Genomic DNA, 23,316 nt, shown 5'->3' with positions numbered 1-23,316 from the left:
TGACTACTGCATCGAAAAACAGATCGATGTCGTCAACCTGAGTCTCGGCGGCGCTGAACCATCGGAGGCACTGGAACAGCAGATCCTGCGCGCCAAGCGTGCCGGCATCGCCTGCATCGTCGCCGCCGGCAACTCGGGCAACCAGGTACAGTATCCGGCGTCGTCGCCGAATGTGCTGGCGGTGTCCGCGATCGGGAAGTTCAATGAGTTCCCGCCGGACAGCTATTACACGCAGACAACGACGCCGTTTATCGACCCGAACGGATTTTTCGCCGCCAAGTTTTCCTGCTTCGGGCTGGAGATTGCCGTATGCGGGCCGGGCGTGGCAATCGCTTCGTCGGTGCCATCGAATGAACTACGCCGCATGGGACGGCACGTCGATGGCCGCTTCGATCCAGGGCTTGGCATGCAGCCCGGTTTCAGCGGAGGGCAGCGATGGTCGTGAAGGCGGTGCACGCACCGATGTGAACAATCGCGGCTCGGTCCATGAGCCGCGATATTTTTGAGCAGGTACGTTTGCAGGATGGGGGAGGGAGTGATGTGAATTCCGGCAGGATGGTGCGGTAGGTCAGGGCTCTAGCGGGGCCTGTCGCCCGTCCTCGATCCCGGATGCGTGGATGCGCTGCGCCCCACCAGTGGCGGAGAACGCGTGCCGGCCGCCGGTTCAGTCCGGATATCGTATTTTTCCATCAGCCGGTAAAGCGTTACGCGCGATACGCCCAGTAGCACCGCGGCGCGCGATATCTGATTGCGTGATTGCGACAAGGCACGACGGATTGCCGTACTCTCCGCAATGGCGCGAGCATCCTCCAGGGACGTGATCTGCGACTGCTCCATCTGATTCTCGAAACCGAGATCGGACGGCTGGATGAAGCGGCCTTCCGCCATCACCGTCGCGCGCTGTACGCGGTTCACCAGCTCGCGTACGTTGCCGGGCCAGGTATGGCTGAGCATCGCGTTCATCGCGGCCTTGGAGAAACCGCGCAGGCTCCGGTTATGGATCTGGGCGAACCTGGCGAAGTAATGCTTTGCAATGTCTTCGATATCCTGGCCACGGTCAGCCAGCGGCGGCGTCTCCAGGCAAATGACATTGATCCGGTAATACAGGTCCTCACGGAAGCTACCCTGGCGTACCGCTTCGGCGAGATCGATATGGGTGGCGGCGATGATGCGCACATCGATACCGATCGATTCGGTACCGCCTACGCGTTCGATGGTTTTTTCCTGCAGAAAGCGCAGCAGGTTGACTTGCATGTCGAACGGCATGTCGCCGATTTCATCGAGAAAAAGCGTCCCGCCCTGGGCGGCCTCGATACGACCGATCTTGCGTTGTGCCGCACCGGTGAAGGCGCCTTTTTCATAGCCGAATAATTCCGACTGGAACAATTGCGGCGCGATGGCACCGCAATTGACGGCGACGAAAGGTGCGGCGGCGCGCGCCGATTGGCGATGTATCGACAGTGCGGCGATTTCCTTGCCTGTGCCCGACGGCCCGGTGATCAACACGGAGGCGTCGGTGCGGGCGACTTTCTGTAGCTGGCTGGATAGCTTCTGCATCTGCAGCGAGTTGCCCACCATCGAGGGCTCATCGCCGGCTCTCGTGCGATACGGCAGGCCGGCATGGCCGTCGCGAATGATCGCCATCCCCCATGCATGGCGCAGGGTCAGGATGATGTGATCGGGATCGGCGGGCGTGGTGATGAAGTTGAACATGTGCTCGCCGATGAATTCGCGCATGCGCGGCGTGGAAATCAGTTCCTGCGCGATCAGGCCGACCCAGGCGATCTGCTTGTTATTGACGAGGGGTTCGTATCTTTCCAGTTGGGATAATTCCGCATGCTTGTCGAGGATAAGGAGTCCTACCCTGCAGCCGTTTGCCATTGCCCGGTATGCGGCGTCCGGCGATATACATTCGACGAGCGACAGGCCATGGTTCCTGAGTATGTCCGAATATGCGCAGCGCGGTTCAACTGGGCTCGACGGCCGCAACAGCATGACCGTCTGATTGGTGGTAGCTGAATCCGAGATATGAAGCATTGCCCGATACCTCTATTTTGTAGACCGTTGCCGGTGCTTCAGTCCCGTGCCGCAGTAAGTCGGCATCGTTTGCAGCAAGCGTTGATTCCGGCGATGATTTGAATTATTGATGCGAAACGGTGAAGGAATTCACTCGCGAGTTGTTTTTGGTTCGTATTGAACGATTGACCAGAGTACTGTCTTTCAGCGGCGATCACAATGCCATAAACATGGGAATTGCGGGCGAATCGCGTTTAAGTGCGGGGGGCTTTGTGCTGCGTCAAAAATCGATTCCCGGGGCAATGAAAGCGTTGTATTTCGTACGCGTTTCGGATCATTACGCTTCGTTATCGCAACGATTCAACGATGTTCGCATCGGATCCAGATCCGCCATGCAACGCCACAGGGAGTGTTGCGAAGCCAGGTATTTTCGCTCGAATGGCGTGATCGGCTCGGTGGTATCGAATGCTTCGCAGCGGACATCGATTGCCGTGAGCTGTCGAATGGCGCTCGACATCTCGTCGATGTAAACGCGCCAATTGCTGCGGCACTCCAGTATGCCGCCCAGCGCCAGGACGGTCGGGAAGACCGCATGCCCATGCCAGCGCCGGCCGAGATGGCCAATCTTCGGCCATGGATTCGGGTACAGCAGATAATGCCTTGCGGGACGTATTTCCGCTGCCAGCATAAGGCGCCAATAATCCACCAGGTCCGCCCGCACCAGCATGCAATTCGCCGGTACGCCTTCTGCCGCATGCGTATTCCGCGTCAGCCGGTCAGCGGATTGGTCAACGCCGATGACGAAATGATCGGGGAATTGCTGTGCAAGGTTGCGGGTGGACATGCCGACGCCGCATCCCGCATCCAGGATCAGTGGCATGGCGCCTGCGTTTTTCCATGCTGCCACGCTGGCATCGAATGCGGCACGGTTGAAGTCCATGACCGGCTTCCGGAATGTGCTTGATGCATGACGCGAGACGACCGCGCTTAGTTGCCGGTGTATGTCGGTCTGGGTGCTGGTGATGTGACGAGAGTTGCCATGCATGCCGGTGGCTTTTTCAATTTGTCTGTACGGAATGCGTCACCTCGGTACGGCAGCGGCTGCGATCCCGCAATTGGATACGCGGGTACTTACGCGTATTTACATCCGTCGAGCACTTATTCATCTGGTCCACCGCCTTGGGACAAATGTTCCGAATCCCTGTTTCGTTGCACTTGGGAGGATGTAGATTGTCGCGGTACGGTTCAACAATGCGCGCGTGGCAATGCACCTGGGAGAACCGGGCAACGGCTTTGCGCGGACGACATGATGCCATACCTTGAATGCGGCTTCAGAAGAACAGACATCGTTGGGAAGTGATGCGCGATCGTCTGCGAACGACGAACTGCCGGAAAAGGTGTAGCAGACAGGGTGTGGAAGACAGGATTGAATGCAACGGGACCATGCATGTTCCCGCATTTCTGCCATCCCATGATCCAGGATAAAAACCGGAAGAAAAACAACTTGCTCCGTTGAAGGAGCAAGTGTTGAGTCAATCAAACTGCAAACAGCGTGGTGATACTAATGGAGGATCATCGGCTGGCGCATGAGCGCATCGTACTTGCCGAGATATGTGTCGATTTCTTCAACCGTCGGTTCGGTAGCAATGAGGTTTTCGACTTCCTCCCTGAAAGATCTTGCGAGCGTTCCACCGATAAAGATTTCGCGCTTGCCCGACTTGTCCATGATTTCATAGCCACCAAAACGTAGCGCTTCGCGGTCATCATCCGCGCCAAACTCCACCACGCTGTACTGCTCGCTGTTGTAGATTAAGTTCATCTTGCGCTCCTTGTGCAACCTACGTTTACTGAGAACCCGTTTACTCTGATGCAAAAATGGGGCCAAGTAAAACCGTTTCAAGGCATCGTTGTAAATATCGGTTTGCCTGCAGGAACTAGACCTTTCCTGTGTAGTTCAACGGCTGCCGATGTCGATGTCTTTAGTCAATTCAAGAAAGCTGTCGTATGGAGTCTGTGTCAAAAAAAGGCGTATTTGTTCCACATGCGCAGCGTTGGCCAGTCCGATAAAAAGACGGGCGGGCGACTTGCGCAAAATACGGTTCAATGTAACACGCATCGTCAGGTTTCCGGTACAACACATGCAACCCGGCGCAACGCGTGCAATAACTACAGAGGGAAGGTCAGGAATGACACCAAGCGGCGAGCTGCCGCTAGGCAATCCTTCGAGGATCAGGGCCGTGTCGATCGCGGGATCGAGGGCGTGGGCAATCGCGGCTTCACGTCCGGCGGCATGGCCGCCGGTGACGAGTGTGGTCAGTGTCAACGCCAAGCGTGCACCAGGCAGGGTTTGACAAGCAGCAACGCCGAACGGTCCGCAACGCTTGTCAAGCAGGCCCTAGCCTTTTCTCGCAAGCCTGCCCGGTTCGACACCGAGCTGCTTAAGTTTGCGGTAAAGATGGGTACGCTCCAGGCCGGTTCTTTCCGCGACCCGCGTCATGCTCCCGCCTTCGCGATTGAGATGATGTTCAAAGTAGGCGCGTTCGAATGCATCGCGCGCTTCACGCAAGGGGAGATCGAAGGACAGGCTGAATCCCGGGGTTTCTGTTTGCTGGGGCGACATCACCGATACATGGGGCGCCATGGTCGCAACGGTGGACGCCTGCGGCGAAAAGGCCGAGACATGCACGGACGGTTCGTCATGTGCCACGGGCGCCGGACGGGCGGTGTGCGCGCTGTAAAGTACCGGCCGGGCGACTTCCTGGTTGCGTGTCAGGCCTTGCTGCACGGCTTTCAGGAGTTTTTGCAGGGCGATCGGCTTTTCAAGAAAATTCAGTGCGCCGATACGGGTCGCTTCCACCGCCGTATCAATGGTCGCATGTCCGGACATCATGATGACCGGCATGGTAAGCAAACCGTCGCGCTGCCATTCCTTCAGCAAGGTGACGCCGTCGGTATCCGGCATCCAAATGTCGAGCAGGACCAGGTCCGGCGCCCCGGCCGCGCGTGTTTCCCTTGCCTGCCGCGCATTTTCTGCGGTGGTCACCACATGCCCCTCATCCCCCAGGATTTCGGAGAGCAACTCGCGGATGCCCATTTCATCATCGACTACCAGAATATTTGCCATTTGCGTGCCTTCTTTGCTGCCAATGTCGCTGTCAATTGTCGCTCAGTCAAGGTGCGGAAAACCTGAAACCGGAGCGGGATATTTGTAAGAGTGTGTTATCAGAGGATCGCCGTTGCCCATGCCCGATCGCTTTGCAAGCTTTCTGCCTTTTCCGGCGTCACCGTTCCGGTTCAAGCACCAAATCGCATCCATCACATATGCCTGAATGACGCGTTCAATGGCGTTATGCAATCAACGCCATCGTCATCACCAAGGGCCTACACGCAGGATGATCCATTGAGTATTGCCTGCCAGAAAAGTTCGACGCCAATTCCGTCAAACACCACTTTTATTTTAAGCCGGGGCTAACTTTAGCAGCAAAATTGCCACTTTTGCACCATTACCGTCGGGACGGTTTTGAATATCCACCCGGCCGCCGTGTTCATCGATGATTTTTTTCACCATGGCCAGTCCCAGGCCCGTACCGCGTGGCTTGGATGTGACATACGGTTCGAACGCCCGCGCCAGGATCTTGGAAGAAAAGCCGGGACCGTTATCGATGATGGTGAGCCGGACGGCAATATGCTTGCCGCCGTCCGAGCCATCGTAGTGGATCGCCTCGGTGCGGACATCGATGTGCGGCGCATGATCATCGCCGGTCTTGTCCTCGGCGGCGTCCTGCGCGTTCTGCAGCAGGTTATGGATGACCTGCCTGAGCTGAGTCGCGTCGCCCATTACCCGGGGCAATGCCGGCGCCAGCGATGTCCTGATGATGTCGCGGTCGTCGCCGCTCAGGTACAGGTGCAGGATTTCCTCCACCAGGGCGTTCAGGTCGAGCGGCTCGAGCACTGCCGGCGGCGTCTTGGCGTAATCGCGGAAATCGTCGACCATGCGCTTCATCGCCGATACCTGGTTGACAATCGTGCCGGTGCCCTTGGTCAGCATGGCGGCGTCCTGCGGCGTCAGCTTGCTTTCCAGTTTCATCTGCAGCCGTTCGGCCGACAACTGGATCGGCGTCAGCGGATTCTTGATCTCATGGGCAAGACGGCGCGCGACCTCGCCCCAGGCGATCGAGCGCTGCGCCGAAATGACATCGGAAATATCATCGAACACCACCACATAGCCGGTGCCGGCCGCAACGGGCAGATGCGACCCCCGCGCCAGCAGCGTGATGCCATTGTCATCATCCGGGCCGGCATCCTTGCGCGGCACCTCGATCTGCTGTTGCCAGTGTCCGCTCAGGCCGGATTCCGCCGAGGCGGATTGCGCGCTCTGTTCGGAAAATGCCTTCGTGAATGCGTTTGCCAGCGGCTCAAGGCCGCCGATGGACGACAGCGGCTGGCCGATGTGCGCATCGAAATTGTGGCGCAGGATGCGCTCGACCGATTCATTGCAGGTAACCAGCCGGAAGTGCTTGTCCAGGACCATCACGCCGGCCGACATGTTGGCCAGCACCGATTCGAGATATGCCTTCGCGTTCTCCAGTTCCGCGCGGTTCTTTTCAACCGAGGCACGGGCCTCCGACAACTGGCGTGTCATGGTGTTGAAGGATTGCGTCAGCGTGCCGAGTTCGTCGGACGTGGTGACGATGGGGCGCGGCGACAGATTGCCTTCCGCCACTGCCTTGGTGCCTTCCGCCAGCAGCAGAAGCGGCTTGGCGAGATCACCCGCAATCAGGAATGCGCCGGTGATGGCGCCGAAGATCGCCAGCAGCAATGTGAGGGTCAGCGTCGTGATGTAGATCTTGCGCAGGCCGGTACGCGCAAGCGCCCGCTCCTGGTACTCGCTGTAGGCGGCGCGCAGTGCCTCGGCATTGGCGGCGAGGCTGGCCGGCACCGGCTGGGTCAATTGCAGGTAATAGGAATCGGCCTGCAACGACATGCCGCTGCCGGAGTTCGGGATCGCAACGACCGTCCTCAATCGCAGTTCGTTCTGCGCGCTCGGCGGCTTCGTGCCCGCGCCCGGCGTCATGGTGGCGCCGGCAAGCGCATCCCGGGATGCGGTGCCGGGAGGATCGACGCCGCCTTCGATCGCCGCGTAGCCTCGCGTCATCCGTGCCTGCCGCAGCATTGCCGGCGTCGGTAACTCCGGCACCAGCATGCCGTAGCGCCCGCCGACGGTTGCGACGATCTGCCCGCCGGAGGTGATGATGGTGGCTTCCTGCTGCTGTCCCGGATCGCGTAGTCGTGACAATTGCGTGACCAGTTCCGACTCCGACATTTCCGAAAGCTCAAGCGCTATATTGCGCGCCTTGGCGCTCAGGTCCGTCAGCGATGCATCGAGCGCGGTGCGTCCGAGGTTCAGTCCCGACTCCAGCGCCGATTCCACCCGGACGTTGAACCATGACTCGATCGAACGCGACACGAACTGCACCGATACGACATAGATGATCAGGCCGGGCAATATGCCGATGATGGCAAACAGAAGCACCAGCCGCGCCATCAGGCGCGAGCCGAACGCGCCGCGCTTATAGCGGCGGTACAGCCGCGCCAGCAGCAGCGTGACCAGCCCCAGCAGGGCGACCGCCATCGCCGCGTTCAGTCCGAGCAGCCAGGGATAGTGTTTGTCGAAGAACGCCGAATTTTCAGCGGCGGAGGCCAGCAGGAACAGCAGGATGCTGCCCAGCGCGCCGCCGACCACCAGGAAATATCGAAAATGCCTTGGCACGGCTATTCCGCCTTGAAATTGAACTGTTTCCAGTCAGAAGAGAAACGCCAGTCGCTGCTATTGATTGCGTGCACCTGGAAAGGCTTGGGAAGGCGCGCGACATCGAGTCCCATGCGCACGGCGACATTGTAGACCTCGCCGGGCTTGAGCACGCCCCGGTCGGCAATCAGCCAGCGGCCCGGACGCTTCACCAGCGACAGTGCGTCTTCCAATGTGCTGAAACTCTGGTGCAGGCCGTCGCTGATGGCGGCATGATATTGCTGTGTCAACAGGTTGTACGAGATGCGTACGGTGCGCGATGCGGTGATGGCCTTTTCATCGAACCAGTACCAGCGCGGCCGTGTCAGTTCGACTTCGGTGGTGAAGTACAGCGGAAAGCCGCGCATGATCGCGTCTTCCAGCGTACGCGGCAGGTCGAACGCGAAGCTGATGCCAAGCTTGTAACCTTCGTCGGCGTTCTCCAGGGTCACCCGGTTGATCTCAATCTCGGCCGCACGTGCCGGTACCGGCCCGAGGAACGCGGCAAGGAACAGCAAGGTCATGAACCGGCAAGCCAATGAATTAAAGAATCGACGTGTCACTCGAGTGGTGGGCCGGCGCATGAGGAAGATCATCGCCTCCGCCCTGAAATTATTTGAAGGGATACTATCACGCGGCCTTTTGAAACAGAGCGTAAAACAAACCGTCGTGATCTTGCTCAGCGCCTGACGTGGGCAGCAGCTGGCCGGGCGCGGGCAGGCGCAACGCCCTGGTGCGGGATGCGAAAGCGGCGGCTTGCATTTCCGACTCCTGCGGCCAGAGCGAGCAAGTCACAAACAGAAATTTACCACCCGGTCGCAGCATCTGCCACAGGTTGTCGAGAATCCGCCCGGACATGGCCGCCAGTTGCATTGCATCGCCTTTCCGGCGCAGCCAGCGTATATCCGGATGCCGGCGCATGATACCGGACGCGGTGCACGGAACGTCCGCCAGGATGCGGTCGAACGGCTGTTTGTCCCACCATTCCGCGTCGGCCGCGTCGCCGGTCCTGAGATCGGCCTGCAATCCGAGCCTGAGCAGATTGTCTTTAATCCGCAACAGTCGTTGCGCGTCGTTGTCGAGCGCCGTCAATGCGACGTCCGCGCATTCCAGTATGTGCCCGGTTTTGCCGCCGGGCGCGGCGCAGGCATCCAGCACCCGCATGCCATCGTGCAGATCCAGCAACGGCGCCGCGAGTTGGGCCGCCGCATCCTGAACGGATACCAGTCCGTCTGCGAACCCGAGGATGCGCGAGACGGGGACCGGTTGTGCAAGACGTACCGCATCCGGTCCGATTTGGTTGCCGGGCATGCCGGCCCCGGCCAGGGTGTGCAGATACCCGGCCACATCGGCGCGGCGGCGATTGACCCGCAATGTCAGGGGCGGCGCGCTGTTGCCGGCGTCCAGGATGGCTTGCCACTGCTGCGGATAAGAGGCCTTCATCGCGCTGATCCACCATTCGGGGTAGTTCCATCGCGCTTCAGTTTTGTTCAGAACCTGTGCCAGCAGGCTGTCGCGCTCGCGCAGGAAGCGTCGCAATACCGCGTTCACCATGCCTTTCGCATGCGCGGTATCAGGACCGGACGCAGCGGCGTGAACCGCCTGATTGACAACCGTGAACGCCTCGTACGGCATATCGGCGGCTTCGTCGTCGGCAGCGGAAATCAGGCCGAGGGCACTGCATAGCAAGCCATGCAGGAGGGGCGGCGACGGCGGTTTGTTTGCCAGCCTTGCCAGCAGCGCGTCAGCTCTGCCGAGCGTGCGCATGCTGCGGTAGGCGATGTCCTGAATCGCGCCGCGCGCCGGGGCCGGCGGGTCAAGGTCGGCAAAGATGCCGGCCAATGCCTGCGGCAGGGCGGTGCCGGCACGGACCCGGACCACGGCGTGCGCCGCGCCCACGAGGGCATAGGCGAGGGAATCCGGTTTCAGTTGGGGGAGAGACGGTTTGGACAAGGGAAAATCAATTCTTGGTAAGCATCAGTTTTGCGCCCAGTGCGACGAAGGCGGCACCAACGCCGCGTTCAAGCCACAACCTGACGTGGGGATTGCGTCCGGCGCGACGCGCCAGTGTTCCAGCCAAAAGCGCGGTGCCGCTGTTCCAGCACATGCTGATGGCTGCGAACGCCAGGCCGAGAACGAGGAAGGCGATTGTCTTCTGCGATGACTCGCCCTGCACGAACTGCGGGATGAAAGCGAGGAAGAAGAGAATGACTTTCGGATTCAGCACATTGGTGATCATCGCCTGCCAGAAAATCGTGGCCGGCGCGCGTTGATCGCGAAGCGCAGCAGCACTTGCAGCGTCGACGCCGGCGTCTGCGGCCGGCTTGACCATCAGCATGCGGATGCCGAGATAGATCAGGTAGGCGCCGCCCGCCAGCTTGATGACCAGGAAGGCGGTGGACGATGCGGCGAGGATGGCGCTCAATCCCAGCGCCGAAGCGAGTGCATGCACGCAGCAGCCGACGGAGATGCCGAGCGCCGACATGATGCCGGCGGCGCGCCCCTGCGCGATGCTGCGTCCCACGATATAGGCCGTGTCGGGGCCGGGCGTGGCGTTCAGCAGCAGCACGGCGGCGCAGAACAGGCCGAAATCGGAAATACCGAGAAAGTTCATGGTAGATGTGCAACGGTCCAGACGGGAGAATACCCGTGATTGTAGCCGCAGTCCCGCAGCCCGGCCGCGATTGCTCAGGCCGGAAGGGCGCTCATCCAGTGGCGCATGTCGTCGAACACCTGTTGCGCGCCGGTTTCGTTCAGCAACTCATGATAAAAATTCGGATAGCGGCGCATGGTGCCGATGCCGGGCGCAAGCCGTGCAAAGAATGCATCGCTGCCGGACGCATCCACCAGCCGGTCGTCGCCCGCGACCACCATCAACGTCGGTATCTTGAGCGTCGGTGCATGCGCATGGGCAAAATCGACTGCTGAAAACATTGCGGTCAATAACCGCGCGCTGATCTTCGGATGCACGAGCGGATCGTTTTTGTAAGCTGTTTCAACGGCGGGATCGTGCGACAGATAGCGGGTTTGCAAGCCGTTCGGCACCCCGAAACCGGGTGCCGCGGCGCGCAGCACGCCGAGCAGCAATTTCTGCGGTGCCGATAACGGCAGCGCCAGGGCGGGTGACGACAGGATGAGTGCCTGCAACGGTGACAGGCCGGCGATGGCGAAACGTGCCGCGAAGAGTCCGCCCATGCTGTGGCCGAACAATAGCGGCGGTGCATCGAATTGCCGGGCGAAATCGTCGATTACCACCTTGGCGTCGCGCACCAGTGCTTCGTTGTCCGGCACATCGCCGCGTGCGCCGCCGGAGCGGCCATGGCCCCGGTGGTCGTAACTGCGTACCGACCAGCCGTTGTCATTGAAGAACTTCGCGACATGCGAATAACGGCCGCAATGTTCGCCGAGTCCGTGCATCAATACGACGCCGCGCCCGTTTCCCTGTGCACGGTCGACCGGCCAGTCCACGACTTGCAGCGGCGTTCCGTCGGCGGCGTTCAGCCTCCGCTCGACCGGCGACGTCAATAGACGCCCCACATCACGTCGTAGCCGCCTCGCTGCGCTGCGCGCAGCATTTCGAGAAGCGGATAGGCGCGCGTGGCGAACGTCACGATTTGCACCTGTTCATGCTCGTTGTCGTCGCCTTTTTCATTGTGATGCATTTCGATATCGTGTTCGACTTCCTCGGACGCCGGATGCCTCCGGCTCTCGGCGATTTCTTCTTCGAGCTTTGCCACTGCCTGCGGTGCTTCCGCGGCGGTAATGATGCCCATCTTCACGTCCTTATGAAGCAAGTCGAGGATGCGCTTTGCATGTGCCTCGTACATCAGGACTTCCGCTGCGGCCTTGGATTTGAATCTTACTAGCATGGCGCCTCCGTCTTTGATCAATGTTGAAACCATAGCACGACTCAACGAACTGCCGTAGACAGGGCTCAATCGTCATGCCTGCTGCGGCTGGGCACGATTGGCGATGAACCCGGCGAGGGTTGCGACCTGGCACAGAAGGCATATGCCGAACGCGCCGCGCATCGCATCCGGGGGCGATGCGCCCATTGCCTGCAATAAATCGATCAGCAAGCCGATGCCCCATTGCATGATGAATGCGCCGACGAACAGCAGAAAATTGAATGCGCTGTTCGCACGGCCTGCAAGCGCGGACGGAAACGAAAGACTGACACTGGTCTGTACCAGGGTTGTTACCGTCACGAAAAAGGCAAATGGCAGCCAAAGCATCCATGCCCATGGCGCGGTGACGAACACGATGGCAACCTGCGTGAGCACGGTGCCGATCAGGCCGACGATGATGGCCCGTATGACGGGCCATCCGCGGCTGCCGTCCTGTGACACTTTGCGCGGCGCCCACCATGCCAGGCAGAGATACGTCAGCATCAGGCAGAGATTGAAAATGAACAGGATCTGCGCCGTCTGGTTTTTGTCCATGCCGAGCACCGTGTTCATCCAGGGGCCGGCCCATAGTGTCTGCAATGCAATGAAGCTGCCGTGATTGATTACGCCGAGGACGGCGACGCGCCGGAAATACGGATGGCGAAAAACCTGACGATATCCCGGCGCTTCCACTTTCGCGCCGGTGTTGGCAGGCGCCTGCGGTGCGGGGTGGGTGATCTCCACTTTCCTGAGCAGAAAGAAAATCGCCGTCGCGCAGAGCAGGATCATGCCGCTCATGATCCAGAACACGCCGCGCCAGCCGATCGATGGCAGGGCCGCATTCACCGGAACAGTCGATGCCAATGCACCGGAGGTGCCCGCCACCAGCATCCAGCTTGCCAATTGCGCCTGACGTTCCGGCGCGAACCATAGCCGGTACGCCTTGTAGGGCGCCATCAGGCAGGCCGATACGCCGATGCCGATCAGGGCGCGGCCGAGCCACAGACCCGACAGCGAATCGCTTGCCGCGAAGAGCGCCGCGCCGGCGGCGGCGAAGATCAGCAATGCCGTCTCGGTGCGGCGCGGTCCGTATTTGTCGAGCCAGATGCCGAGCGGTAACTGCAGCGCGGCAAAGGTCAGAAAATAGGCCGACGACAACAAGCCAAGGTCGGCGGCGGACAAGCCGACGTCATCCATCAGCGCCGGTGCGATCACCGCATTGATTGAGCGGAATGCATAGGACAGGAAGTAGGCGCTGGCGAAGCAGAGAAAGACGCGCACCGCGAGTGCGCCGCTCAGAAACCGCATGTCAGTTCTTGAAGGAACCGAAAAACATCTCCGCCGCATCGCGCGACATCGATGCTTCCTTGCCGGTCATCACGACCTGGAAGATGCGGTTGTCCTTCGACAGGAAGCGGGCATACAGCAACCTGGGTTCGCCCCCTGCGGCAGCCGGGCCGGCCGCTTCGATATACATGCCGTTGGCCAGGGGCTTCTCCTGCCGGACGGTACCGTTGATATTCTTCACCAGCGCTGTTTTCATGGCGCTTACCGCTCTGCCCGCGGCAGCGGCATCCGCCATCTTCGCGGTACCGACGGCAAAGGTGACGCCCGCCGTTTCGGCGGCGGTCATTGTCATGTTGACCGGCGTGCCGTCGAGATTGATCTCGCGTGACACCGTGGCAGGTTTGCCCGGCAGTAACACGGTGTATGACGCATCCGGGCCACGCACTTCGCGCCAATCGAAGGTCGGGCTGCAGGCGGTCAGGAAAATTGCTGCGGCGAGCAAAAGGGAAGAAGGGAAATTCGGCAAGATCGGCATGATCGGCATGGTAACAGCAGCGGCGGCGCGATGCCTGCGCTGCATCAGGAGCTGGTCGGGCACCGATACGACCCGGTCAGGCAGTGCGGAAGGTACGTATGCCGAACATCACGCCGACGCACAGCAGCAGGATGCCTGCGATCACCTGCGGCGCCGGCGCTTCGCCCCGCCATGCGAACGCATACAGCAGGGCGGAGAGGGTCTCGAATACGATGAGCTGACCGGTCAGCGACGTCGGCAGTTTCTGGCTGGCGCGATTCCAGAGCAGCGTGCCGAGCCAGGATGCGCACAGACCGAGCGTCAGCATCAGCCCGATGAACGGCAGCGGACGCGGACCAAGCGGAAAGTCATAGGCGCCGTCGCCGGCATGCACATAGACGCCATAGGCGGCGAAGCCTGCCAGCGCCAGCGGCAACGTTGCCAGCCCTTGCGCGGTGGCCCATGTCGATGAGCGGATATGCGTGTTCTGTTTCAGGTGACGTGCGTTCATGATCGGATACCAGGTCCAGGCGGCAACGGCACCCAGCGCGATCACGCAGCCGATGGCGTAATCCGCCAGCGGGCGTTTGCCGTCCAGGTGTTCCAGTTCGCTCATGTTCACCAGCATCAGCCCCATGAAGATGATGACCAGCGACGGCGCCAATTTGTGCCATGCGATCGATTCCGATGGGTGACCCGGCGACCAGTTCGAACATACGGCGATCACCACCGGCAACGTGCCGATCAGCATCGCCGGCAACGGTGCGTCGGCCAGCTGGATGGCGGTCGCCAGCGCGGCGTAATACAGGATGTTGCCGACCAGCGCGAGCCGGAAGGCGGCGATCCAGTCCGCCTTCGACAATGCGGCCAAGCGCTCGCGATCGAATAACGCCGGCACCAGCGCAATCAGGCCGAAGCCGATATAGCGGCCGAACGACAGCACCAGGCCGGGATAGTCCGACAGCATCAACGGCGCAACGAACACCAGGCCCCACATCAGGCCGGCGCCGAGCGCGCACAAAAAACCGATCAGCATGGAGAAACAATCAATGAAAGGAATGCAACAAAGGATGCAATAAGGGATATATGGTGCGGCATCCGACTACGCGCATTATCGGCGGACGGAAGCGGCGGGTCTTGTACCGATTTGCTGTTGGTACTGCGCAGGCGTGACGCCATAGGTCCGCTTGAACCACCTGTTCAGGTGACTCTGATCGGTCAAGCCGACGGCCGCCGCGGTGTCGGACGGTGTCGTCCTTTGCGCCAGCAGGGACTTCGCGCGCGCTGCACGGCGTGCCTGCACATACTGGTGCGGCGTGGCATGAAACAGCGTGGAGAAGGTGCGGACGAAGTGAAATACCGACAGGCCCGCTTCGGCGGCGAGGGTCTCGATGCCGAGCGGCTGGTCGAGATGCGCCTCGATGCAATCGAGCACTCTTTGCATTGACGCCATGCGATGTCCACGATGTGGCGATGCCGGTTGCAGCGCGCTGGCATGCTTGCCGTAGCGGATGACCATCGTATCGACCAGCCGGGTGAAATCGGAAATGAACGCCAGGTCGTCTTGCGCATCCCACATCCGCCGGAACAGCGCGCGGTAAGCCTTGGCCAATTGCGGATCATGCACCGCCGCCTGCGGAAAGAATGCCTCGCTGCCGGTCAGTTCGCGAAGCGCTTGGGGCTCGATATACAGCATTTGGTAAGTCCAGCCGGCATCGACCTCCGCCTGGCCGGTATGCAGCTCGTCCGGGTTCAACAGCACCAGGGTTCCGGCCGGCGCAACATGTTCCGTGCCGCGGTAACGAAAACGTTCGACACCTGCTTCGATCGCACCGATCGAATAGCCGTCATGCACATGCGGTGCGAATGCGTGATCCACCAGGCGCGCCGAATACAGCTCCACGCCCGGCAGATGCGGGGTGGATTTGAAGGTAACGAACTCGGAGGGGTGGTGGAACATGCGGCACAGGCGATGGGTTGGCGCGAATGGCTAAATGATATGACGTTCTGCCAGTCATTGTCGGCAGCGCCGGGTTTGCATGGGGGCACGGTTGATAGATCGATCAACTCTCACTGTTCCCGTAACGCCCTCCGATACTGGATCGCTTCTGCCACGTGCGCCTGCCCGATCGTCGACGCCCCAGTCAGATCGGCAATCGTCCGTGCAACCTTCAGCACGCGGTGATACGCCCGCGCCGACCAGTTCAGGCGCGTCATTGCCGTGCGCAGCAACTGTTCTCCGCCGGCATCCGGCTTGCAGTATGTATCGATGTCCGCAGGTGAGAGCAGGTGATTGCCTTTGCCCTGTCGCTCCAGTTGCATCGCATAGGCTTCCCCGACCCGCGCGGCGATCGCGGAGGACGGCTCGCCATCGGCCTGCTTCAGCAAATCCTCCTGCGCCAATGCGCCGACCTGGATCTGCATGTCGATGCGGTCGAGCAGCGGGCCGGAGATCTTCCCCTGGTATCGGGCGACGATCTCCGGCGTGCAGCGGCATTTGTTGGATGGATGCCCGAGATAGCCGCAAGGGCAGGGATTCATCGCGGCGATGAGCTGGAAGCGCGCCGGGTAATCGGCCTGCCGCGCGGCACGCGAGATCGTGATGTGGCCGGACTCCAGCGGCTCGCGCAATACCTCCAGCACGCGGCGGTCGAACTCCGGCAGTTCATCGAGGAAGAGCACGCCGCGATGGGCGAGCGAGATTTCGCCCGGGCGGGGTGCGCTGCCGCCGCCGACCAGTGCGACGCCGGAGGCGGTGTGGTGCGGGGCGCGGTAGGGGCGGGCCTTCCATTTGGAGATGGAGAAGCCGCCGTTCAGCGATTGCACCGCCGCCGATTCCAAGGCTTCCTCATCCGTCATCGGCGGCAGGATGCCCGGAAAGCGCGACGCCAGCATCGACTTGCCGGTGCCGGGCGGGCCCATCATCAAAACGCTGTGTCCGCCGGCGGCTGCGACTTCCAGCGCCCGCTTCACCTGCGCCTGGCCCTTCACATCGGAAAAATCCGGGTGGGACGCCGTTGCCGGCGAGGCGCCTGGGACATGGCGGCCGAGGCGCGTATCCGGGTCGGCGGCGGCGAAGTGGGCGCATACCTGCAGCAGCGAATCGGCCGGGAAAATCGCTGCATCGGTCACCAGGGCTGCCTCGTCGGCGTTCGCGCGTGGCAAGATAAAGGCGCGCTTTGCGCCGGAATCGCCGCCAGCGCGATGCATGGCGAAGGTCATGGCCAGCGCGCCGCGGATCGGGCGCAAGTCTCCGGACAGCGATAGTTCGCCGGCAAATTCGTACTTTCCCAGTTCATCGGCCGGCATCTGCCCCGACGCCGCCAGGATGCCCAGCGCGATCGGCAGGTCGAAACGGCCGGATTCCTTCGGCAAGTCGGCCGGCGCGAGATTGACGGTGATCCGTCGGGCCGGGAATTCGAAACGTGCATTCTGCAGCGCCGCCCGGACCCGGTCCTTCGATTCCTTCACTTCGGTTTCCGGCAACCCGACGATCGTGAATTGCGGCAGCCCATTGGCCAAGTGCACTTCGACGGTGACTTCCGGCGCCTGCATGCCCGCCAGGGCACGGCTTTTCAAGACGGCTAGGCTCATCCCATACCTCGTTTATTGTTTTTGTTAGGTCCGGCGGATATTGCCGCCGGCTATCGGCGATGCGCCTTGCGCATCAATCTACTTGCCCAGGCGTGCTTCCAGTTCGGCAACACGGGCTTCCAGCGCTTCCAGCTTGGCCCTGGTCTTCGCCAGTACCTGGCTCTGAATATCGAATTCCTCGCGGGTCACGAGATCGAGCTTGGAAAAACCCTGGTTCAGCATCGCCTTGACGTTTTTTTCGAGATCCTTGGCGGGAGAGTTCTCAATTGCCTGGCTGATTTTTGCCTGCAGATCATTAAAAAAGTTATTGCGTTCCATAGTGGACCTTTGTTTGGAGGGGGTGGCACCGTCGTGGTGCGATTGGATGTCGTCGCTTCAATCTGGTGCGCATCAATCTGGTGCGTCGACGGCAAAGCAGGGTGCAGCAATGTGCATATCGTAGCCCGTCTCGCAAAATAACAATACCCCGGCGCGGGATTGGTGCAAAAAATATAACGTATCCATGGCGAAATTGGGTGGCATGAGTCCTGCTAATCACGATGCAAGTTCCATCGTCATCAGATGTTCTTGTTTTATCCAACATAACTAAGGGAAGCGCCATGAAAAAACTGATTCTTGCCACGGCTGTCACCGCCGCATTTATGAGCAGTACCGCCCAGGCGCAGGATAAGAAGCCGGATCACGAAGTAAGCTTCAACGCTGCAGTTGTCAGTGACTACCGCTACCGTGGCATTTCGCAGACCCGTCTGGACCCGGCTCTGCAAGGCGGCGCGGATTACGTCAACAACCCGAGCGGCTTCTATGTCGGCACATGGCTTTCCACCATCAAATGGATCAAGGATGTGCCGGGCGGCGATGCGAACATCGAATGGGACATCTATGCCGGCAAACGCGGCGAGATTGTACCGGACGTGCCGTACGACGTCGGCGTGCTGACCTATATCTACCCATCGAATAACCTGAACCCGAGCGCCAATACCACCGAGATCTACGGCCAGATCGGCTACGGACCGGCCTACATCAAGTATTCGCATTCGGTGACCAACCTGTTCGGCTTCGCCGACAGCAAGAACAGCGGCTACCTCGATATCGGCGCCAACATCGACGTCGGCAACGGCTTCACCGTCAACCTGCATGCCGGCCGCCAGCGCGTACGAAACAACTCCGCCGCCAGCTATACCGACTACAAGCTCGGCGTCACCAAGGATTTCGGCTTCATGACCGGCAGCCTTGCGTACATCGACACCAACACCGACGCCTATGTCGGTCCGAACGGGAAAAATCTCGGCAAGGGCCGCGCAGTGCTGTCGATCAGCAAAACTTTCTAAACCGAGGTCATCATGAAACTGATCACTGCGATCATCAAACCCTTCAAGCTGGACGAAGTCCGTGAAGCCTTGTCCGCCATCGGCGTCCAGGGCATCACCGTGACCGAGGTCAAGGGCTTCGGCCGGCAAAAGGGACATACCGAGCTGTATCGCGGCGCCGAGTATGTCGTCGATTTCCTGCCGAAGACAAAAATCGAGGTGGCCGTCGATGAAGCCATTGTCGATCGCGTGATCGAAGCGATCGAGGCAGCGGCCCGTACCGGCAAGATCGGCGACGGAAAAATATTCGTATACGACCTGCAGCAGGTAGTGCGTATCCGTACCGGCGAGACCGGCAAAGACGCACTCTAACGCGGAGATATCACCATGAAAAAACAGATCCTCAGCTTTATCGCGGCCAGCACCTTGCTGTTCGCGGTCGGTTTCGGGCAGCCGGCGCTGGCCGCCGATGCGCCGGCCGCCGGTGACACGGTCGCACTGACCACGACACCGTCCTCTCCATCCTCCGCGCCGGCCGGCAGCGATGCAGCGGCTTCCGCCGCCGGAGCTGCCGCTTCCTCCGGTGCCACGACTGCGCCCGCAGCCGCAGCCTCCGCAGCGCCAGCCGCCGCAGCTCCGGTGCCCAACAAGGGCGACACCTCCTGGATGATCGTGGCGACCGTGCTGGTCATCCTGATGACCATTCCCGGCCTTGCATTGTTCTACGGCGGCCTGGTCCGCTCGAAGAACATGCTGTCGGTGCTGATGCAGGTCTTCATGATCTTCTCCCTGATCACGGTGCTGTGGGCGATCTATGGCTATTCGCTGGCGTTCACCGAAGGGGGCAGTTTCATCGGCTCGCTTGACCGCCTGTTCCTGAAGGGCATTACCGTCGATTCCGTTGCGGCGACCTTCAGCAAGGGCGTGGTAATCCCGGAGTTCATCTTCGTCGCCTTCCAGGCAACCTTCGCCGCCATTACCTGCGGCCTGATCGTCGGCGCGTTCGCCGAACGCGTGAAGTTCTCCGCCGTGCTGCTGTTCGTGGTGCTGTGGTTCACGTTCTCCTACCTGCCGATCGCGCACATGGTCTGGTTCTGGGCCGGCCCGGACGCCTACACCGATGCCGCCGCCGCTGAAAAGGCGACCGCTGCCGCCGGATGGCTGTTCCAGAAGGGCGCGCTTGATTTCGCCGGCGGTACCGTGGTGCACATCAACGCCGCCGTTGCCGGCCTGGTGGGTGCCTATGTCATCGGCAAGCGTGTCGGCTACGGCCGCGAATCCATGGCGCCGCACTCGCTGACCATGACGATGATCGGTGCTTCGCTGCTGTGGGTGGGCTGGTTCGGTTTCAACGGCGGTTCCGCCTATGAAGCCAACGGCGCGGCCGGACTGGCGATCGTCAACACCATCTTCGCTACTGCCGCTGCAACACTCTCCTGGTCTTTCGGCGAGTGGATGGGCAAAGGCAAGCCGTCGATGCTGGGTGCTGCTTCCGGTGCGGTTGCCGGCCTGGTTGCCGTCACACCGGCTGCCGGTTTCGTCGGCCCGATGGGCGCCATCGTGATCGGCCTGCTGTCCGGCATTACCTGCCTGTGGGGTGTCAACGGCCTCAAGCGCATGCTTGGCGCGGACGACTCGCTCGACGTGTTCGGCGTGCATGGCGTCGGCGGTATCCTCGGCGCGCTGCTGACCGGCGTGTTCGCATCGCCGGCACTCGGCGGCACCGGCATCTACGATTATGTTGCCAACAAGGTCGCTGAAGACTACTCGATCGTCGGCCAGGTCTGGATCCAGTTCCAGGGTGTGATTACTACAGTCATCTGGTCGGGTGTGGTCGCTTTCATCGCCTTCAAGCTGGTGGACCTGCTGGTCGGCCTGCGCGTGCCGGAAGAGGAAGAGCGCGAAGGCCTGGATATTTCCAGCCACGGCGAATCCGCTTACCACGCTTGATGTACTGATATACAACGAGTTCGTTTTTCCAAGCGGTTTTTTCGGGCGCCTCCTGCGGGAGGCGCTTTTTTTTGTCCCCGGCTTTAAAAAAGACTTTCAAGCCCCAAATTGGCCGGACACAGCCCGTTTCATGCGCTGGTTGCCGGCAACATGACGTTGCCATTCATGCATCAAATGCATGATCAGGCATGCAACAGGCAGCGGACGCGGATCGACGATTCCCGTTAGAATCGATAACGTTTTCCGCATTGGCGTCAATGTCATTTATCTAAGGCTTATATGGTTCCGCATCTCGTCACGGCCCTGAATGGCCCGCTTCTCGACCTGGAGAAGAAAATTCTGGCTGCCACGCCCGCCATCGAGCGCTGGTTCAGGCTGGAATGGCAGGAACATACCCCGCCCTTTTATTGTTCAGTCGACCTGCGCAACGCCGGCTTCAAGCTGGCGCCTGTCGATACGAATCTGTTCCCCGGCGGTTTCAATAATTTATCGGCGGAAATGCTGCCGCTTGCGGTACAGGCTGCGATGGCTGCCATCGAAAAGTACTGTCCGGATGCGAAGAACCTGTTGCTGATCCCGGAACGCCACACCCGCAATACGTTTTACCTGCAGAACGTTTCCCGCCTGATCCAGATCTTCCGCCAGACCGGCCTGAATGTCCGGCTCGGCTCCTTGTCCGACGACGTCAAGGAACCGACGCAGATTGACCTGCCGGACGGCACATCGCTCACGCTGGAGCCGCTGGAGCGGCAAAACAATGGCCGCCGCCTCGGCCTGAAGAATTTCGACCCCTGCACCATCCTGCTCAACAACGACCTGTCGTCCGGCATCCCGTCGGTGCTGGAAAACCTGCATGAGCAAAACCTGCTGCCGCCGCTGCACGCCGGCTGGGCGGTGCGGCGCAAGACCAATCACTTCGCGGCCTACGACGAGGTGGTCAAGAAGTTCGCCAAGCTGATCGACGTCGACCAATGGATGCTGAATCCGTATTTCGCGAAATGCGGCGAAATCAATTTCCAGGAGCGTACCGGCGAGGACTGCCTGGCGACTAATGTCGACATGCTGCTAACCAAGATCCGCAAGAAATACAAGGAATACGGGATCAAGGAAACACCATTCGTGATCGTGAAGGCGGATGCCGGTACCTACGGCATGGGCATCATGACGGTCAAGGATGCGAGCGAGGTGAAGGACCTGAACCGCAAGCAGCGCAACAAGATGTCGGTGGTCAAGGAAGGGCTGGAAGTCAGCGACGTCATCATCCAGGAAGGCGTGCATACGTTCGAGCATATCAACGATGCCGTGGCCGAGCCGGTGGTGTACATGATCGACCGGTATGTCGTCGGCGGTTTCTACCGCGTGCATGCGGAGCGTGGCGTCGATGAAAACCTGAACTCGCCCGGCGCGCATTTTGTTCCACTGGCATTCGCCCAGCAGCATGCGCTGCCGGACCTGCAGGCCAAGCCGGGCACGGCTGCGCCGAACCGGTTTTATATGTACGGCGTGGTGGCGCGGCTGGCATTGCTGGCGGCGTCGGTGGAAATGGAAAAGACCGATCCGAATCCGGAGATTTATTGAATTATCGGTGAACGGGTTGCGAACTCAGATTCACTGAATCGAAAAGATAAGACATCGTGGTGATACGTGTGACTACCTGATCAAGTTCACAGTCAGGCTCCTTCCCCCTTACAGGGGCGCCCGGCGAGGGGGAAGGTTGGGATGGGGTGGCCCGCACAGGGGTAGTGAGGTCGAGCGACTGCATCCGTCAGCTCAACCTCACTACCCCCACCCTAGCCCTCCCCCTGAGAGGGGGAGGGGACCTTACCGAGGGTGTGCGGACGCATCGCAATGTGCGAGCGAAGACTCAAATGCACAGGTCTTCGGCATAAACGATCTCGCGACACCATGCCTCCATAACTCCAGCGCAGCTCTTGTACACAAATCCAACCAAAACAACCATGAAATTCGCCTTCCTAGCCGATCCCCTCGATACCTTCAAAACCTACAAGGACACCACCTACGCCATGATGGCGGAAGCCGGCCGGCGCGGGCACGAGGTCTATGCATTCCAGCAGAAGGACATGGCGCTCGAAGACGGCGTGGTGAGCGCCGCCATCGCCCGTGTCACACTGACCGGTGATGAGGACGCATGGTACAAGACCCATGCGCCGGCGGTGATGAAGCTGGGCGAATTCGATGCGGTGCTGGTGCGCAAGGACCCGCCGTTCGACATGGAATATGTTTACCTGACGTATCTCCTCGAACTCGCCGAAGCGCAAGGCGCGCGCATCGTCAACCGGCCGGAAGCGATCCGCAGTCATAACGAAAAGCTGGCGATTGCCCAGTTCCCGCAGTTCACCTCGCCGACGCTGGTGACCAGCGATACCGAAAAAGTGCGGGCCTTTCACGCACTGCACAAGGATGTGATCCTCAAGCCGCTGGACGGCATGGGCGGCGCCGGCATTTTCCGGGTGAAGCAGGATGGAATGAATCTCGGCTCCATCATCGAGACGCTGACCGACAACGGCAGCCGGACCATCATGGCGCAGCGCTTCATTCCGGAAATTGACAAGGGCGACAAGCGTATCCTGCTGATCGGCGGGCAAGTCGTACCGTTTTGCCTGGCGCGCATTCCGCAAAACGGGGAGGTGCGCGGCAATCTCGCCGCCGGCGGCCTCGGCGTGGCGCAGCCGATTTCGGCGCGGGACCGCGAGATCGGCGAGGCACTGGGTCCGGTTCTGTCAGGGCGCGGCTTATTGCTGGTAGGATTGGACGTAATCGGCGACTACCTGACCGAAGTGAACGTGACCAGCCCGACCTGTTTCCAGGAAATCAAGCAGCAAACAGGCTTCGACGTGGCGGGCATGTTCATCGATGCGTTGGAAAAAGCCGCATGACTGGCGCACCGGGAGCTCGATAGGCGGGCACCTGCAATTTTTAAATCACTAAACCATGGTTGGTATTCTTCTCCTG

At 60.5% G+C, this 23,316-nt stretch carries 24 protein-coding genes; 6 read left to right on the top strand and 18 right to left on the bottom strand.

Annotated features, from left to right (window positions below):
• A partial coding sequence (locus tag V7080_RS08550) for a S8 family serine peptidase (RefSeq protein WP_334187972.1) occupies positions 1–445 on the top strand: 445 nt, incomplete at its 5' end.
• 131 nt (positions 446–576) lie between these two features.
• Here V7080_RS08550 and V7080_RS08545 read toward each other — a convergent pair.
• The 17 genes from V7080_RS08545 to V7080_RS08465 all read right to left on the bottom strand — a co-directional run bounded on the left by V7080_RS08545 (position 577) and on the right by V7080_RS08465 (position 17,404).
• Positions 577–2,037 (bottom strand): sigma-54 dependent transcriptional regulator, encoded by a 1,461-nt coding sequence (locus tag V7080_RS08545; protein ID WP_334187971.1) that lies wholly within the window; start codon positions 2,035–2,037, stop codon positions 577–579.
• Positions 2,038–2,353: 316 nt separating this feature from the next.
• Positions 2,354–3,061: a tRNA (guanine(46)-N(7))-methyltransferase TrmB gene (trmB, locus tag V7080_RS08540; RefSeq protein WP_334187970.1), complete on the bottom strand. Its 708-nt coding sequence runs from the start codon at positions 3,059–3,061 to the stop codon at positions 2,354–2,356.
• 516 nt (positions 3,062–3,577) lie between these two features.
• Entirely contained in the window at positions 3,578–3,835 is a 258-nt protein-coding gene (locus V7080_RS08535; protein WP_326857737.1) for a BTH_I0359 family protein, read from the bottom strand.
• A gap of 135 nt (positions 3,836–3,970) precedes the next feature.
• Positions 3,971–4,345: a GTPase gene (locus V7080_RS08530; RefSeq protein ID WP_334187969.1), complete on the bottom strand. Its 375-nt coding sequence runs from the start codon at positions 4,343–4,345 to the stop codon at positions 3,971–3,973.
• Between the two features lie 66 nt (positions 4,346–4,411).
• Positions 4,412–5,140 carry a response regulator gene (locus V7080_RS08525; RefSeq protein ID WP_334187968.1) on the bottom strand — a complete coding sequence of 243 codons (729 nt, stop codon included), beginning with the start codon at positions 5,138–5,140 and terminating at the stop codon, positions 4,412–4,414.
• A gap of 333 nt (positions 5,141–5,473) precedes the next feature.
• On the bottom strand, positions 5,474–7,786 hold the full coding sequence (locus tag V7080_RS08520; RefSeq protein ID WP_334187967.1) for a sensor histidine kinase: 2,313 nt from the start codon (positions 7,784–7,786) through the stop codon (positions 5,474–5,476).
• A gap of 2 nt (positions 7,787–7,788) precedes the next feature.
• Entirely contained in the window at positions 7,789–8,328 is a 540-nt protein-coding gene (locus V7080_RS08515) for a DUF4390 domain-containing protein (protein ID WP_334187966.1), read from the bottom strand.
• Positions 8,329–8,434: 106 nt separating this feature from the next.
• Positions 8,435–9,757 carry a 16S rRNA (cytosine(967)-C(5))-methyltransferase RsmB gene (gene rsmB, locus V7080_RS08510; protein WP_334187965.1) on the bottom strand — a complete coding sequence of 441 codons (1,323 nt, stop codon included), beginning with the start codon at positions 9,755–9,757 and terminating at the stop codon, positions 8,435–8,437.
• 7 nt (positions 9,758–9,764) lie between these two features.
• Positions 9,765–10,418 carry a LysE family translocator gene (locus V7080_RS08505; protein WP_334187964.1) on the bottom strand — a complete coding sequence of 218 codons (654 nt, stop codon included), beginning with the start codon at positions 10,416–10,418 and terminating at the stop codon, positions 9,765–9,767.
• Positions 10,419–10,492: 74 nt separating this feature from the next.
• Complete coding sequence (locus V7080_RS08500; protein WP_334187963.1) at positions 10,493–11,341, bottom strand: alpha/beta hydrolase; 849 nt, start codon at positions 11,339–11,341, stop codon at positions 10,493–10,495.
• The gene (locus V7080_RS08495; RefSeq protein ID WP_334187962.1) at positions 11,326–11,673 is read right to left on the bottom strand and encodes a DUF1840 domain-containing protein; all 348 of its coding nucleotides are present in this window, start codon (positions 11,671–11,673) and stop codon (positions 11,326–11,328) included. Before V7080_RS08495 ends, V7080_RS08500 begins: the two co-directional genes overlap by 16 nt.
• A gap of 72 nt (positions 11,674–11,745) precedes the next feature.
• Positions 11,746–12,999, bottom strand: a complete 1,254-nt coding sequence (locus V7080_RS08490) for an MFS transporter (RefSeq protein WP_334187961.1) — start codon at positions 12,997–12,999, stop codon at positions 11,746–11,748.
• A gap of 1 nt (position 13,000) precedes the next feature.
• Positions 13,001–13,576 (bottom strand): hypothetical protein, encoded by a 576-nt coding sequence (locus tag V7080_RS08485; protein ID WP_334187960.1) that lies wholly within the window; start codon positions 13,574–13,576, stop codon positions 13,001–13,003.
• Positions 13,577–13,589: 13 nt separating this feature from the next.
• Positions 13,590–14,528 carry a DMT family transporter gene (locus V7080_RS08480; RefSeq protein WP_334187959.1) on the bottom strand — a complete coding sequence of 313 codons (939 nt, stop codon included), beginning with the start codon at positions 14,526–14,528 and terminating at the stop codon, positions 13,590–13,592.
• Between the two features lie 75 nt (positions 14,529–14,603).
• Positions 14,604–15,452, bottom strand: coding sequence for an AraC family transcriptional regulator (locus V7080_RS08475; RefSeq protein WP_334187958.1), 849 nt, complete (start codon positions 15,450–15,452; stop codon positions 14,604–14,606).
• A 110-nt stretch (positions 15,453–15,562) separates the two neighbouring features.
• Entirely contained in the window at positions 15,563–17,086 is a 1,524-nt protein-coding gene (locus V7080_RS08470) for a YifB family Mg chelatase-like AAA ATPase (RefSeq protein ID WP_334187957.1), read from the bottom strand.
• A gap of 78 nt (positions 17,087–17,164) precedes the next feature.
• Positions 17,165–17,404, bottom strand: a complete 240-nt coding sequence (locus tag V7080_RS08465; RefSeq protein ID WP_334187956.1) for an accessory factor UbiK family protein — start codon at positions 17,402–17,404, stop codon at positions 17,165–17,167.
• A 281-nt stretch (positions 17,405–17,685) separates the two neighbouring features.
• On the opposite strand from V7080_RS08465, the gene V7080_RS08460 reads away from it, so the two are divergent.
• From V7080_RS08460 to V7080_RS08450, 3 genes are read left to right on the top strand one after another with little or no spacing between them, the layout of a single operon-like run.
• Positions 17,686–18,414 carry a TorF family putative porin gene (locus V7080_RS08460; RefSeq protein WP_334187955.1) on the top strand — a complete coding sequence of 243 codons (729 nt, stop codon included), beginning with the start codon at positions 17,686–17,688 and terminating at the stop codon, positions 18,412–18,414.
• 12 nt (positions 18,415–18,426) lie between these two features.
• Entirely contained in the window at positions 18,427–18,765 is a 339-nt protein-coding gene (glnK, locus tag V7080_RS08455) for a P-II family nitrogen regulator (protein WP_326857366.1), read from the top strand.
• Between the two features lie 15 nt (positions 18,766–18,780).
• On the top strand, positions 18,781–20,343 hold the full coding sequence (locus tag V7080_RS08450) for an ammonium transporter (RefSeq protein WP_334187954.1): 1,563 nt from the start codon (positions 18,781–18,783) through the stop codon (positions 20,341–20,343).
• A 96-nt stretch (positions 20,344–20,439) separates the two neighbouring features.
• On the opposite strand, the gene V7080_RS08445 is transcribed toward V7080_RS08450, so the two are convergent.
• On the bottom strand, positions 20,440–20,607 hold the full coding sequence (locus tag V7080_RS08445; RefSeq protein WP_334187953.1) for a hypothetical protein: 168 nt from the start codon (positions 20,605–20,607) through the stop codon (positions 20,440–20,442).
• A 15-nt stretch (positions 20,608–20,622) separates the two neighbouring features.
• Here V7080_RS08445 and gshA point away from each other — a divergent pair, with 15 nt between their 5' ends.
• Together gshA and gshB are read left to right on the top strand one after the other, a co-directional pair.
• The gene (gshA, locus tag V7080_RS08440; protein ID WP_334187952.1) at positions 20,623–21,921 is read left to right on the top strand and encodes a glutamate--cysteine ligase; all 1,299 of its coding nucleotides are present in this window, start codon (positions 20,623–20,625) and stop codon (positions 21,919–21,921) included.
• A gap of 380 nt (positions 21,922–22,301) precedes the next feature.
• Complete coding sequence (gene gshB, locus V7080_RS08435) at positions 22,302–23,240, top strand: glutathione synthase (RefSeq protein WP_334187951.1); 939 nt, start codon at positions 22,302–22,304, stop codon at positions 23,238–23,240.
• The last annotated feature ends 76 nt before the right edge of the window (positions 23,241–23,316 follow it).

The organism is Noviherbaspirillum sp. (genome assembly GCF_036846085.1).
Classification (GTDB): domain Bacteria; phylum Pseudomonadota; class Gammaproteobacteria; order Burkholderiales; family Burkholderiaceae_D; genus Noviherbaspirillum.
The sequence above is the reverse complement of the archived record's forward strand: the minus strand, read 5'-3'. Positions and strand labels throughout refer to the sequence as shown.